The 12,573-nt window shown below is 63.4% G+C and carries 12 protein-coding genes; 9 read left to right on the top strand and 3 right to left on the bottom strand.

The features are described 5' to 3' along the window. Nucleotides 1-311: 311 nt before the first annotated feature. Nucleotides 312-926, bottom strand: coding sequence for a TetR/AcrR family transcriptional regulator (locus tag QMG25_RS09845; RefSeq protein ID WP_283459780.1), 615 nt, complete (start codon nt 924-926; stop codon nt 312-314). Nucleotides 927-1,018: 92 nt separating this feature from the next. Between QMG25_RS09845 and QMG25_RS09840 the strand changes: the two genes are divergently transcribed. The 7 genes from QMG25_RS09840 to QMG25_RS09810 all read left to right on the top strand — a co-directional run bounded on the left by QMG25_RS09840 (nt 1,019) and on the right by QMG25_RS09810 (nt 8,888). After that, nucleotides 1,019-1,891 carry a CoA transferase gene (locus QMG25_RS09840; protein ID WP_283459778.1) on the top strand — a complete coding sequence of 291 codons (873 nt, stop codon included), beginning with the start codon at nt 1,019-1,021 and terminating at the stop codon, nt 1,889-1,891. A gap of 2 nt (nt 1,892-1,893) precedes the next feature. After that, nucleotides 1,894-3,417 carry an acyl-CoA synthetase gene (locus QMG25_RS09835; RefSeq protein WP_283459776.1) on the top strand — a complete coding sequence of 508 codons (1,524 nt, stop codon included), beginning with the start codon at nt 1,894-1,896 and terminating at the stop codon, nt 3,415-3,417. Between the two features lie 51 nt (nt 3,418-3,468). Further along, complete coding sequence (locus QMG25_RS09830; protein WP_283459774.1) at nt 3,469-4,641, top strand: thiolase family protein; 1,173 nt, start codon at nt 3,469-3,471, stop codon at nt 4,639-4,641. A gap of 28 nt (nt 4,642-4,669) precedes the next feature. Beyond that, a complete protein-coding gene (locus QMG25_RS09825) occupies nt 4,670-6,352 on the top strand; it encodes a long-chain-fatty-acid--CoA ligase (RefSeq protein WP_283459772.1) in 1,683 nt (560 codons plus the stop codon). 84 nt (nt 6,353-6,436) lie between these two features. Beyond that, nucleotides 6,437-7,591 carry an acyl-CoA dehydrogenase family protein gene (locus QMG25_RS09820; protein WP_283459771.1) on the top strand — a complete coding sequence of 385 codons (1,155 nt, stop codon included), beginning with the start codon at nt 6,437-6,439 and terminating at the stop codon, nt 7,589-7,591. Further along, entirely contained in the window at nt 7,588-8,043 is a 456-nt protein-coding gene (locus tag QMG25_RS09815) for a MaoC/PaaZ C-terminal domain-containing protein (protein WP_283459769.1), read from the top strand. The genes QMG25_RS09820 and QMG25_RS09815 overlap by 4 nt, the downstream gene beginning before the upstream one ends. A gap of 182 nt (nt 8,044-8,225) precedes the next feature. After that, nucleotides 8,226-8,888, top strand: a complete 663-nt coding sequence (locus QMG25_RS09810) for a response regulator (RefSeq protein ID WP_502866378.1) — start codon at nt 8,226-8,228, stop codon at nt 8,886-8,888. Between the two features lie 32 nt (nt 8,889-8,920). Here the strand turns inward: QMG25_RS09810 and QMG25_RS09805 are convergent, their stop codons facing one another. Continuing rightward, entirely contained in the window at nt 8,921-10,534 is a 1,614-nt protein-coding gene (locus tag QMG25_RS09805) for a GAF domain-containing sensor histidine kinase (RefSeq protein ID WP_283459765.1), read from the bottom strand. Between the two features lie 250 nt (nt 10,535-10,784). On the opposite strand from QMG25_RS09805, the gene QMG25_RS09800 reads away from it, so the two are divergent. Further along, nucleotides 10,785-11,255: a pyridoxamine 5'-phosphate oxidase family protein gene (locus QMG25_RS09800; protein ID WP_283459764.1), complete on the top strand. Its 471-nt coding sequence runs from the start codon at nt 10,785-10,787 to the stop codon at nt 11,253-11,255. Between the two features lie 87 nt (nt 11,256-11,342). Here the strand turns inward: QMG25_RS09800 and QMG25_RS09795 are convergent, their stop codons facing one another. Continuing rightward, on the bottom strand, nt 11,343-11,858 hold the full coding sequence (locus tag QMG25_RS09795; RefSeq protein ID WP_283459762.1) for a universal stress protein: 516 nt from the start codon (nt 11,856-11,858) through the stop codon (nt 11,343-11,345). Nucleotides 11,859-12,081: 223 nt separating this feature from the next. Here QMG25_RS09795 and QMG25_RS09790 point away from each other — a divergent pair, with 223 nt between their 5' ends. Continuing rightward, nucleotides 12,082-12,552 carry a pyridoxamine 5'-phosphate oxidase family protein gene (locus tag QMG25_RS09790; RefSeq protein ID WP_283459760.1) on the top strand — a complete coding sequence of 157 codons (471 nt, stop codon included), beginning with the start codon at nt 12,082-12,084 and terminating at the stop codon, nt 12,550-12,552. Nucleotides 12,553-12,573 lie beyond the last annotated feature (21 nt).

The following is a 12,573-nucleotide window of genomic DNA, read 5'->3' as shown; positions in this document are numbered from 1 at the left end:
TGTCTTGGGCAACTATTCAAGCCAAGGATCTGCCCTGAAATCGATGACCAGGAGACCAGGCAGACGAGTGCTTCGCCGCAGTTTCCATGACGTGTAGCCATCATGATCCGGCCCGGTAGCCGTGTCAAGGGTACGCGTGGCGGACGATTTGCGGCAGCCTTGACCATCACGGAGCAGGCCAACTCGGAGAATTGGACGACCACCCGACCGGACGGGCACGTTCAGGCTGAGGTAGGCGGCATTGCAGGCAAGGGCGCCCCGGCAACCGCCGTTTCGCGGGCACTAAGGAGTCAAAACCGTGCGCAAGCGGCTCAGTTCTTGATGCCCACGGTGAGTTCGGGATGACGCTCGCCTGGCTCCCCCAGCTCGTCAACAATGCGGTTGACCAAGGGTTGGAGGAACAGCCGGCCAAACTGGCGGACGATCGTGGTGACCGTTTGCTCAGTCACGCTGCGATCCGTTGACACCAATCCACTCCCACGCAGAGTCTGTGTCTGTTCCGCCGTCAACGTCACGAGCCTGCTCAGCACGTCCCCTGGTTGGCCCGTGCCGGTCAACAGTGAACGGCGCAGGTAGTCAACAATGGTTGGGTTGACCCGCAGCATTTCCGCCACGGCGGCGTCTCGAAGAGCGACGATCTGCCGAGCGCTACCCGTCATCGAGGTTGACTTGAGCGTGTCGGCGAACAGGTTCACGACGAGCGTGTCCACTGCTTCGCGCAGCCCGTCCTTGGTTCCGTAGTGGTGGGCAACGAGCCCCACTGTGACATCCGCAGCTGCGGCGATTGCCCGCATGGACGTGCCGTCCTCACCGTGCCGGGCAAACAAGCTGAGCGCCGCATTGCGGATTCGCGCCTTTGACGTCAGGTCACCGGGTGACCAGGCAGTTGAAAGGGCATCCGGCTTCGTTTCCTTGTCTGTATTCACATTGCCATGTTAGACCACAAGCTATTGAACTTAGTCACTGTATGTTGTACAACTGTACAAACAGCTGTCAAAGAACGTGACAAGGAGCACATATGTCCCACCCCCCATTGGCAGGCATCGTCATCGTCTCCGTCGCCATCAATCTCCCGGGCCCCCTGGCAGCATCCAGGCTGGTTGAACTCGGTGCAAAGGTCATCAAGGTCGAGCCGCCGCAGGGCGATCCGCTCAAGATCGCCGCCCCCGCCTGGTACGACGAACTCACCGCCGGACAGGATGTCATCCCGCTCGACCTGAAGGATCCCTCCAGCCGATCCCGGTTCGAGGAACTGCTGGAGGGTGCCGATGTGCTGCTCACTTCGATGCGCCCGTCCGCCCTTGCCAGGCTCAACCTCGTGGAGACCCTCCGGCACCGGGGCATCGCCCTCGTGGAAATCGTTGGGCACGACGGCGAACAAGCCGAGCAGCCCGGCCATGACCTGACGTACCAGGCCGTGCACGGAACGCTCCTCCCCCCGGCGTTGCCACTCGTGCCGGTCGCAGACATGCTCGGCGCCGAACGCGCCGTAGTTGCCACCCTCGCGGCCCTGCGCCAGCGGGACCAGGGAGTCCAGGGCGTGCACGAGAGGGTGGTCCTTGACGCCGCAGCCCACGCGGCCGCAGCCGGAGTCCGGCACGGACTCACCTCCCCCGGTGCGGTCCTGGGCGGCGCCACGCCGTCGTACGCCATCTACGCAACGGCAGACGGGTTCATTGCCGTCGCCGCCATCGAGCCGCACTTTGCCGCCCATCTGGCTGCACATATAGGGCGCACGCGTAAAGAACTGACGCGGGAGTTCGCCTCCCGCCCCACCGTCCACTGGACGGAGCTCGGGCTGGCGCACGACATTCCCCTCGTCGCCGTCGCCCCACCGGGCAAACCCGCCGCCGACCATGCCCTCGCCACCACCGCCGCAACCCAGGAGTAACCATGCCGGACCTCGCAGGAATCCTCGCCCGCACAGCACGCGGATGCCCCAATCGAATTGCCCTGAGCTTCGCGGGGGTAACGCACACGTATGCAGAGCTTGACCGCCGCGTGAGCCAGCTCGCCCATGAGTTCATGGCCCGCGGCCTTGCCAAAGGCGACCGGCTCGTCCTCGTCTCCGGAAACAGCGACGCCTTCGTCATCGCGCTCTACGCAGGCCTGCGGGCGGGGGCGATCGTGGTCCCCGTGAACCCGCGGTCCGCCCCTCCTGAGATTGACTACTTCCTGAGTGACACCGACGCGAAGCTGCTGGTATTCGGGACCGAGGTTGCAGTGGCCATCTCCGCGTGGAAGGCCTACGACGGGCGCCAAGGGGATGTCCCAACGCTGTGCTTGGGAGCCGCTTCGGGTTACGAGGACGTCCTGGCCTGCTCGGGCGAACAGCCCGTCGAGCCGCCCGCCGTGGAGGTTGCCGAAGACGACGACGCACTCATCATCTACACCTCCGGCACCACCGGGCGGCCCAAGGGGGCCTTGTTCGACCACCATCGCATTATTTGGGTGGGCATCAACTCCTGCGTCGGCTTCGGCTTGCGGGTCGGGGAACGGCTGCTGCACGTGGCACCGCTGTTCCATTCCGCCGATCTGAACCTGGTGCTCATTCCGGGCATGATGCTCGGTGCCACGCACGTGATTTTGCCGGCATTCGACCCTGAAGCGGTGCTGGAGACCATGGAGAAGGAGCACATCGGGTTCTTCTTTGGCGTGCCCACCATGTACTCGTTCCTCATGCGCTCCCCCAGCCTCGCCACCCGGGATCTTTCCAGCCTTCGCATCTGCATGTACGGTGCGGCCCCCATGCCTGCCGGATTGGCGCAGCAGATCGTTGCGGCACTGCCCAACGCCTGGATTGTCCAAGCCTGCGGCCAGACCGAAGGAGGACCCGGCGGCATCCTGCTCACGCACGACGAAGTGTTGGAGCGGCCCTCCGCGAGCGGACGCTTCCCCATCGCGAACACTGAAGTCCGCATTGTCGACGCAGACGGAAACGACGTCGTCCCAGGCCAAGTGGGCGAGATGATCATGCGTGGGGAGACCATGATGAAGGGCTACTGGGGCAAGCCTGAAGCAACTGCAGCCACCATTAGGGACGGCTGGGTTCACACCGGCGACCTGGCCCAAGTGGACGACGACGGGTACATCACGCTCGTGGACCGGATGAAGGACATGATCATCACCGGCGGCCAGAACGTGTACTCCGCAGAAGTTGAAAACGCCTTGGCGGGCCACCCGGCGGTGGCCGACGTCGCCGTCGTCGGCCGTCTGCACGAGATCTACGGTGAGACCGTGGTCGCGGTGGTCACACTGAGGGAGAACCAACAGCTGACGCTCGAGGAACTGCGCGAGTACGCCCATGACCGGATCGCCGACTACAAGCTGCCCCGCGAACTTGTCATCGCTGAGATTCCGCGCAACCCGTCGGGGAAGATCCTCAAGCACCGCATACGCGATGAAGTCCGCGGCTGATTCATTCGTGGCTGGCCCAACCATCCGATCCGCACACCTTGGAGAACACTCATGAACCGAGAAGCAGTCATTGTCGACGCCGTCAGGACACCTGTCGGCAAGCGCGGCGGCCAGCTGCGCGCCTGGCATCCCGTGGACCTGCTCGCCCAGACACTGTCAACGCTTGTTGAACGCACAGGCATCGACCACGATCGTCTTGCCGATGTGATCGCCGGGTGCGCCATTCAGAGCGGGGAACAGGCCGGCAACGTGGCACGCAATGCCATTCTTGGAGCGGGCCTGCCCCTGGCCCTGCCCGGCACCACGATTGACCGCCAGTGCGGATCGGGCCAACAGGCAGTGCATTTCGCCGCCCAAGCGATCAAGTCCGGGGAATACGACTTCGCCATCGGGGCCGGCGTCGAGTCCATGTCACGCGTGGATCTGGGCCCGCTCTTCATCCCCGGCGGTCCGCGTGGGACGTGGTACGGGGAGAAGGCGCTGGCACGGTTCGGCGGCAACATTCCGGCCCAGGGACCCTCCGCGGAACTCATCGTCAACAAGTGGGGACTCACCCGCGCGCAACTCGACGACTACAGCATCCGCAGCCACCAACGCGCGGCGGCAGCAACGGCGGCCGGGTACTTCACCTCGCAACTGGTGCCATTGGACGGCCTCGGCAAGGACGGCACGGTTGCACCCATGACCCGTGATGAAGGCATCCGGGCGGTACTGGATCCGGCGAAGATGGCCGCCCTGACACCCGTGTTCTCGCCCGACGGCGCCATCACGGCCGGGAACGCGTCGCAGATGAGCGACGGCGCGGCCGCCTTGCTCGTCGCCGAACGATCCGTTGCCGAAGCGGCGGGACTGCGCCCGAGGGCACGCATCGTCTCGATGGCTGTCGCGGCCGACGACCCTGTCCTGCAATTCACTGCCGTGCTGCCCGCGACCCAGCGGGCACTGGATCAGGCTGGCTTGAACATCACCGACATGGACCTCGTTGAAGTCAACGAAGCGTTTGCCCCCGTTCCACTGCTGTGGGCCACCGAATTCGGCTACCCCGAGGATCAGCTCAACGTCAACGGCGGCTCCATCGCCATTGGCCACCCGCTGGGCTCCACGGGAGCCAGGCTGTTGACCCAGCTCGTCAACGAGCTCGAGCGCCGCGAAGCCAGATACGGGCTGCTGACCATCTGTGAGGGCGGCGGCATGGCCAACGCCACCATCATCGAGAGAATCTAAACAGCTAGGTAGAGGACGAATAATGTCAATGAACTCCCGATCAATCGTCTCCGGCTTTCCGTCCACCATGGGCGACGACGTCCAGCTCAACACCACCACACTGATTCGCCATGCAGCACGCACCCATGGGGACCGCGAGATTGTTTACCGCACCAACGACGGCGGCTGGGACCGGTACACCTATGCGGGCGCGTACGGGAGGATCCAGCGCGGCGCCAACGCACTGCGCTCTCTGGGCGTAGGCCCGGCGACCCGCGTCGGAGTGATCGACTGGAACAGTCGCCGCCACTTTGAGCTCTATTGGGCCATCCCCGGACTGGCCGCCGTCATGGTGCAGCTGAACCTGCGCCTCGGGCCCGAGGACCTCAGCTACGTGATCAGCGACAGCGACACGTCGGTCATCTGCGTTGATGAATCGTTGCTGCCGTTGGCAGAAGCAGTGGCGCCGTCCATGCCCAGCGTCACAACGTGGATCATCATGAGCGACAAACCAATGAACGAAATCCAGACGTCGCTGCCCAACGCCCACCACTATGAGGATCTCCTCGCCGCGAGCGAGCCGGACATCGACTGGCCCGAGGTGGACGAGCGCTCCGCGTACAGCGCGTGCTACACCACCGGTACAACCGGCCGGCCCAAGGGCGTGTTCTACTCACACCGTGCCATCTATCTGCACTCCTACGCCATTGCCGTAAACGTCGGCATGACACTTCACGACTGCACCATGCTCATCACGCCCATGTTCCATGGGCAGGCTTGGGGCCTACCCCAGGCAGCGACGCTCATGGCCAACAAGATTGTCCTGCCAGGCCGCTACTACGCCGAGGACACCGGGGCCTTGACCGACGCGCTCATTGCCGAGGGCGTGACCATCACCAACGGTGCGCCCGTCATCTTTCTCCCGATGCTCCACTACATCGAGACGCTTGAGGCCAAACCGGACCTCAGCCGTCTGCGCATGTTGTCCGGGGCCACCGAGCCGCCTTTGCCCATGATGCGCGGCTTCAAGGACCTCACAGGTGCCGAAACTGTCCACGCCTACGGCGCCACCGAAACGACGCCGCTCGTGACAATGAATACCTACAAACCCAGCGTCCTGTCACGCCTCTCTCCCGGCGAACTTCTGGACCTCAAGCGCAAGCAGGGGCTCCCGGTGTCAGGGGTGGACATCCGACTGATCGATGGGGACGGCAACGACGTCGCTTGGGACGGTGTCACCCAGGGCGAGATCTGCGTCCGCGGTCCGTGGGTCACGAGCAGCTACCACAACATGCCCGCCGAGGATCTGGTGGACCGATTCGTCGACGGCTACTGGCGCAGCGGCGATGTCGGAACCATCGACGCCGACGGGTACCTCAAGGTCACCGACCGCATCAAGGACGTGATCAAGAGTGGCGGCGAGTGGATCTCCTCCATCGACATGGAAAACCTGCTCCTGAGCCACCCGGGGATCGCGGCAGCTGCCGTCGTCGGACTTCCCCACCCAAAGTGGCAGGAACGCCCATTCGTTCTTATCGTCCCTTCCGGCAACGCAGATGTGAAGCTCGACGACGTCCGTGCGCACCTGTCATCCGCGTTCGCCACCTGGCAGCTGCCCGAGGCGATCGAGATCGTGACGGAGATTCCGCGCACGAGCGTGGGAAAGTTCAACAAGTTGCTCATCCGGAACGAACACGCCGCAGTCTACGCAGGGGCGCCAGTCGCTGACTGACGCTCCCCCACTCCCCGACGCGTTGCACATCCTCGCCAACGCGCAGCACACGCCGCACCTCACATGAAAACTGGAGCATCCCTCATGATTTTGGACGATTACCGCTCGCCTTGGCACACCGAAGAACTCGACGACCTCCGGGCCATGGTCCGTACCTTCCTGAAGAAGGAGTCGGCACCACACCACGCCCGATGGGCAGAGCAGCACGAGGTGGACCGGAATTTTTGGCGATTGGCCGGGGAAGCCGGGCTGCTGTGCATCAGCATCCCGGAGGAATACGGCGGCGGCGGAGGCAACTTCGCCCATGAAGCAGTGATCATGGAGGAACAGTCCCGCATCGCGGACGCCGCATGGGCGAACGTTGTGCACAGCGCCATTGTCGCCCACTACATCGCCGCGTTCGGCACCGAGGAGCAGAAACACCGCTGGCTCCCGGGCATGGCGTCCGGAGAACTTGTCGGCGCCATCGCGATGACTGAGCCCACAACGGGCTCTGATCTGCAGAGCATCCGCACCCGGGCCCGGCAGGATGGGGACAGCTACGTGGTCAACGGCGCCAAGACGTTCATCTCCAACGGAACCCACTGCGACCTGGTGATCATCGCCGCACGCACCAGCGAGGACACGGGTGGCAAGGGCATGTCGCTCATCGTCGCCGAAACTGTCGGCCTGGCAGGCTTTGAGCGCGGACGCGTGATGGAGAAGATCGGCATGCACGGCCAGGATACGCGCGAGCTGGCCTTCGTGGACATGCGGGTCCCGAGTGAGAATGTGCTGGGCGGGGTCGAAGGTCTGGGGTTTGTCCAGCTGATGCAGCAACTCCCCCAAGAACGGCTGGCCATCGCCGTCGGGGCAGCGGCGGAGTGCGAATTCGCCGTTCGCGAAGCGACGGCGTACGCGAGAGATCGGGATGCATTCGGTGCGAATCTGCTGTCCTTTCAGAACACCAGGTTCGTGCTTGCGGAGTGTGTCGCGGACAGTTTGGCCGCCCGCACGCTGGTGGACCATTGCATTGCGCAGCATGTCACTGGCGACCTCGATGCGCCTACCGCGTCCCTCGCGAAGTTCTGGTGCACTGACATGCAGAACAAAGTCGTCGATCGGTGCTTGCAGATCTTCGGCGGCTATGGCTACATGACCGAATACCCCATTGCCCGGCGGTTCGCGGCGGCACGTGTTCAAAAGATCTACGGCGGCACCAACGAGATTATGAAGGAACTGGTCGCGAGGTCGCTATGATTCCGAACCCACCTCGCTTCACCGCGGAGCAGCTTCCCGTCGGTGAAGCGGTAATCCTTGGCTCCCACTCCGTATCCGAGGCGGAGATCATCCGCTTCGCCTCGGAGTGGGACAGCCAGTACTTCCATACCGATCCCGCTGCAGCACGAGAGAGTTGCTTCGGCGGGCTCATCGCCAGTGGTCTGCACACCTTGTCCATCTTTCAGCGACTTGCCGTGGCGGGCCTGTTCAACCACTATGACGTCGTGGCGGGCACGGAGATTCGGGAGGTGCGCTTCCTGCACCCGGTGCGCCCCGGCGACGTTCTCGTGGGGGCGATGCACATAGGCTTGGTAGAAAATGACGGGCGCGGCCGCGCTGCGGTGGTCATGACGGGGACGCTCAAAAACCAGCACGGCGCAGTGGTGCTGAGCTTGCAGATGGAAGCACTGATAGCCAGCTCCGGTGAATGATTTGCGAAGTTGCAACGGCACCAGCGGATTGGGGACTTTGTACCATTGCACGCCCATGGTCCGTGGGGCAGCATGGAAGTATTCACTATCAGTGCGGACCCATGTCAAGGAGGGCGTCATGCCATCTTGGGCGATGCTCGTCGGGCGGGGATTCGGAGCTCTGCAAGGACATGACGGAGGAGATGACTGTGAGTCAGCAATCTGCCACTGAGGATGTGCCGCCGCCCATTCGCGTCTTTATCTTGGACGACCATGAATTGGTGCGGCTGGGCCTTGCGGAACTGCTGGAGGGGCAGGGCTTCACCGTGGTCGGGTCCTGCGGCACTGCGGCCGAGGCCACGCGCCTAATTCCGGCACTGCGTCCGGACGTGTCCGTGTTGGACGCGCGGCTGCCTGACGGCACCGGGATCGAAGTATGCCGTGACGTTCGTTCTGTCGATCCAACCCTCAGGTGCCTGATCCTGACCAGCTACGACGACGAGCAGGCTCTCCGGGGTGCCGTGCTGGCAGGCGCGTCCGGCTATGTGCTGAAGGAAATTGGTGGCACGGACCTGCTGACCGCCATCAAACTGGCCGCCAACGGCAAATCCCTGTTCGATGCTGCGCTGAAGCGAAAAATCATCGAAGGCCTGGCCGACCCCGTTCCCCCGGATCCCCGCATGGCCAGCCTGACCGCCCAGGAACGGCGAGTTCTGGCGCTCATCGGCCAAGGAATGACCAACCGGCAAATCGGGGACGAGCTCTTCCTCGCCGAAAAGACCGTGAAGAACTACGTATCTTCGCTGTTGGCAAAGCTTGGCTTCGAACGAAGGACCCAGGCAGCGGTGTACATCACCCGAAGATAGCCTTCCGGGCGGTGGATCCACCGGCCAACCGCTCAGCGAGCCCGGATGGAAGCAGCATGGTCCAGGGGCGCCGACCAGTGGAAGTTCGTTCCTTGTCCCACCACGCTTTCCAGCTGAAAGTCCCCGCCCAGGGTCACTGCACGGGCTTGCATGTTCGCCAGTCCGCTCCGCCCGCCAGTGGCTGCGATTCCGCAGCCGTCGTCCCGGACGGTGACACTCACCAGCCCGTCGCCGGCGGCGACGTTCACATCGATCTTCCCCGCCTGCGCATGCCTGACAGCATTGCTGACGCCCTCGGACACCACGGCAAGGACGTGCTCGGCCAAATCAGCGGACACTTGGGAGTCAATGGGCCCGGACAAGACGATCCGGGGCACGAAAGGCAGCACTTTGGACACTTTTTGCACTGTATTGACGATTCGGCTTCCCAACAGGTCCGTTTCCCCCGAAGAAGCCCGCAATGAGTAGATGGTCTCGCGCAGTTCCTTGATGGTGGCGTCCAGCTCATTGGTGATGGCGCCTATGCGCGCCAGTCCGGGCGCGTCGACAATGAAGCGGGCCAGGCTTTGCACGTTGAGGCCGGCGGCAAACAAACGCTGGATAACGACGTCGTGCAGGTCTTGGGCGATGCGGTCCCGGTCGCTGTACAACATCAACTGTTCGCGAAGCCTGTGTGCGTGGGCCAGTTCGAGTGCCAGCGCCGCCTGTGAACAATAAGAGGCAATCAACTCGGCAGCCAGCGAAGAAAACCTGGGTTGGCCCTTGTCGCGCACCAGCACCATCAGTCCATGGGCAGCACCCTCGGTGCCCAGTCGCGCAAGAAGTCCAGGACCCGTGTCCGTTGCAAACGCCGGGCCGAGCAGTTTCGACGCATTCTCGAAGCTGCTCGGCTGGCCTGACTGCAGGACCTTTTGCACGGCCCCGTGGTTGAGGTCCAGCAGCCGTCCAGTCAGTTCCGGGCTCCGGGCACCTGCGGAACCCGTGACTTCGTGCTGCCCCGCCTCGTTGGGCGGACTGGCGATGAGCACCAGGATGGACTCCGAAGGTTCAAGTGCCGTTTGCGCCACGAACGCAGGATCGGGGCGGGCTCCGTTCCCCACAGCACCCATCATGCCAACGGCAACGCTTTGTCCAGCCTCCATCCAGTCTGTGCGCAGCTGCGCTTCGTCAAACAGCTTCGCGTTCTCTATGGCGAACCCGGCGGCTCCGGCAAGTGCCACGGCCAGTGATTCGTCGTCTGCGGTGAACAGCCGTCCCCCTCTTTTTTCCGTCAGGTACAGGTTCCCAAAGACCGCGTTCCGGGCCCGGATGGGCACACCCAGAAAAGTTCGCATCGGCGGGTGGTGCAGGGGAAATCCGGAGGAGGACGGGTGGTCGCTCAGATCCGACAGCCGGATGGGGCGTGGTTCCCGTATGAGCAAGCCCAACACGCCATGCCCGGCGGGCAATGGACCAATAAGCGTCGCAAGGTTCGGGTCGATTCCCTCGGTGACAAAATGGCTCAGGCCCCGCCCTTCACCAATAACTCCCAACGCCCCATATTCGGCATCCAGAAGGTGGCAGGCGACCTGCACGATTCGTGTGAGCACCTCATCCAGACTCAGCTTTTCGGTGATGGAGATGACGGCGGAGAGCAGTTCCCGCACGCGTTCGTCGGAATGCCACCCGCTTGGTTCTGTTGCCGATGGCGCTGGTTCACCCTCCCCCGGGTGCGGATGTTCGATGGCTTGCCTCCGTTGACTGCCTGCTGCTGGTTAAAGTCCGTGGCTGAAACCGGGCGCCTGGCTGGTACCCGCCCCTTGTGGTCAGGATACGCCACCGTGCAAGAGCCCTGCCATGTACTGTGTGGGTCCTTGTTCCCTACTGGCAGCCGCGAAACCGGCTTATGCTCGTGCCATGACGAAGAAACCATCACCCACAAGCACGGAAGCGCTGCCGGTAAACGAATGCTGGGCACTGCTTCGCTCGGTCTCTTTTGGCCGGGTCGCCGTCTGGGACGTGGATCACCCCAACATCTTCCCCATCAATTTCACCGTTGACCACGGCACGCTTGTCTTTCGCACAGGGGAAGGCACCAAGCTTGCTGCGGTACGCAGGGGCCATCCCGTTGCCGTGGAAGCTGACGGAGTGGACCCGGACACAGGCCTGGCTTGGAGCGTGGTGGTGAAGGGATCCGCAGAACCAATGACTTCAACGGACAGCCTGTTGGACAGCTTTTCGCTCAAGCTTTTTCCGTGGCACCCCGGACGCAAGGACACCTTCGTGCGCATTTCCCCCACTTCCACCACCGGACGCAGGTTCCACGTCACCCCTCCAGCGGAGTGGTGGACTGCGTACGCCAATGCGCGCCAGACCTACCCGGAATAACATGGGGAGCCGGAAACCGGCATGGAAGCGAGCAGGCCGTCGATTAGTTTGGGCCTGCCCGCTTGCATACTCGGTTTTTTTGAAAACTCAGATCTCGCCGGTGGGCTCCTGCACCTCGAGATGCTCGGCGTCTGCCCCGGCCGCCTCCTGAGCTGAGACTGCGTCCACGGCCGAGTGAACCACCAGCACCGGGCACTTGGCATGTGCGGCACACGCCGAGCTGACCGACCCCAGCAGCATCCCCTTGAACCCTCCATGGCCCCGAGATCCAACAATGAGCATCTGCGCCTGGTTTCCTGCATCGATCAATACCTGTGCCGCTTGTCCTCGGTGGCTCTCGCGGACCAGCCCCTGGGGCGGATTGCCCCCAAAAGCCTCCAGCAGGGCTTGGCCTTGCTGTTTGGCGACAACTCCCTCGCTGTCCCACTCCGGAATGGAGTAGGGGGCAAATACCACTTCCGGGCGCCACGCCGAGACGGCCTTGATGGTCGCACCCAAGGGGGCGGCCAGCTTTTGCGCCCACTTCAATGCCAGGACGGATTCCGGGGAACCATCCACTCCCACCACAATGTGCAAATTTTCACGGGGCTTCGACGCGTCCACGGCGGCTACCTTCTTTCACCTGTCAACTGCTGGCCGCACCCCGGATGGCACGGCCTGTCAGCTCCAATGGTCGCCGCTGCACGGCAGCGCCGCACAGGGCACAAAGTCCCCACCCGTGCCGGTGACCTGCCGCTCTCGGTTCCGGCGCCGCTGTGGCCCGTCCCGCCTGGATTCGGGACTTTGTGCCCTGTCTGCCGGGACTGCCGGACCGTAGTGTCATTCCATGAGAGCAAATGCGGTGGCCCCGAAGGCCGTAATCCTGACAGCCACGGAATGCTGGACGTTCCTTTCCCAAACATCTGTTGGTCGGCTTGCCGTGACCGTGGACGGCCGTCCGGACGTTTTCCCTGTCAATTACCAGATTGATGGTGAGTCTCTCCTGTTTCGGACCGGTGACGGCACCAAGATGAACGCCATCAACGCTGATGGACGCGTCGCCTTTGAGGTCGATGCCGTGAATGAGAAGCTGGGAAAGGCTTGGAGCGTGGTCATCAAGGGGCACGCAGAATTCGCCTCCTCCGAGGGTCATGCCCTCAACACCACCGCACGAGGGCTGTTTCCCTGGCAAGGGGTTGGAGGTGCACACCTCGTGCGCATCCTGCCGGAAACCATGACAGGGCGGCGTTTCGCGCTCGACACGTCGGTGACCTCGATGGTTTCCCTCGACGAGGCCATCAGGGCCGGGCTTGAATAAGCCAAAACGTCCGGAGTCGAA

The sequence above is a fragment of the Arthrobacter sp. H35-D1 genome, assembly GCF_030063185.1.
Taxonomy (GTDB): Bacteria; Actinomycetota; Actinomycetes; order Actinomycetales; family Micrococcaceae; genus Specibacter.
The sequence above is the reverse complement of the archived record's forward strand: the minus strand, read 5'-3'. Positions and strand labels throughout refer to the sequence as shown.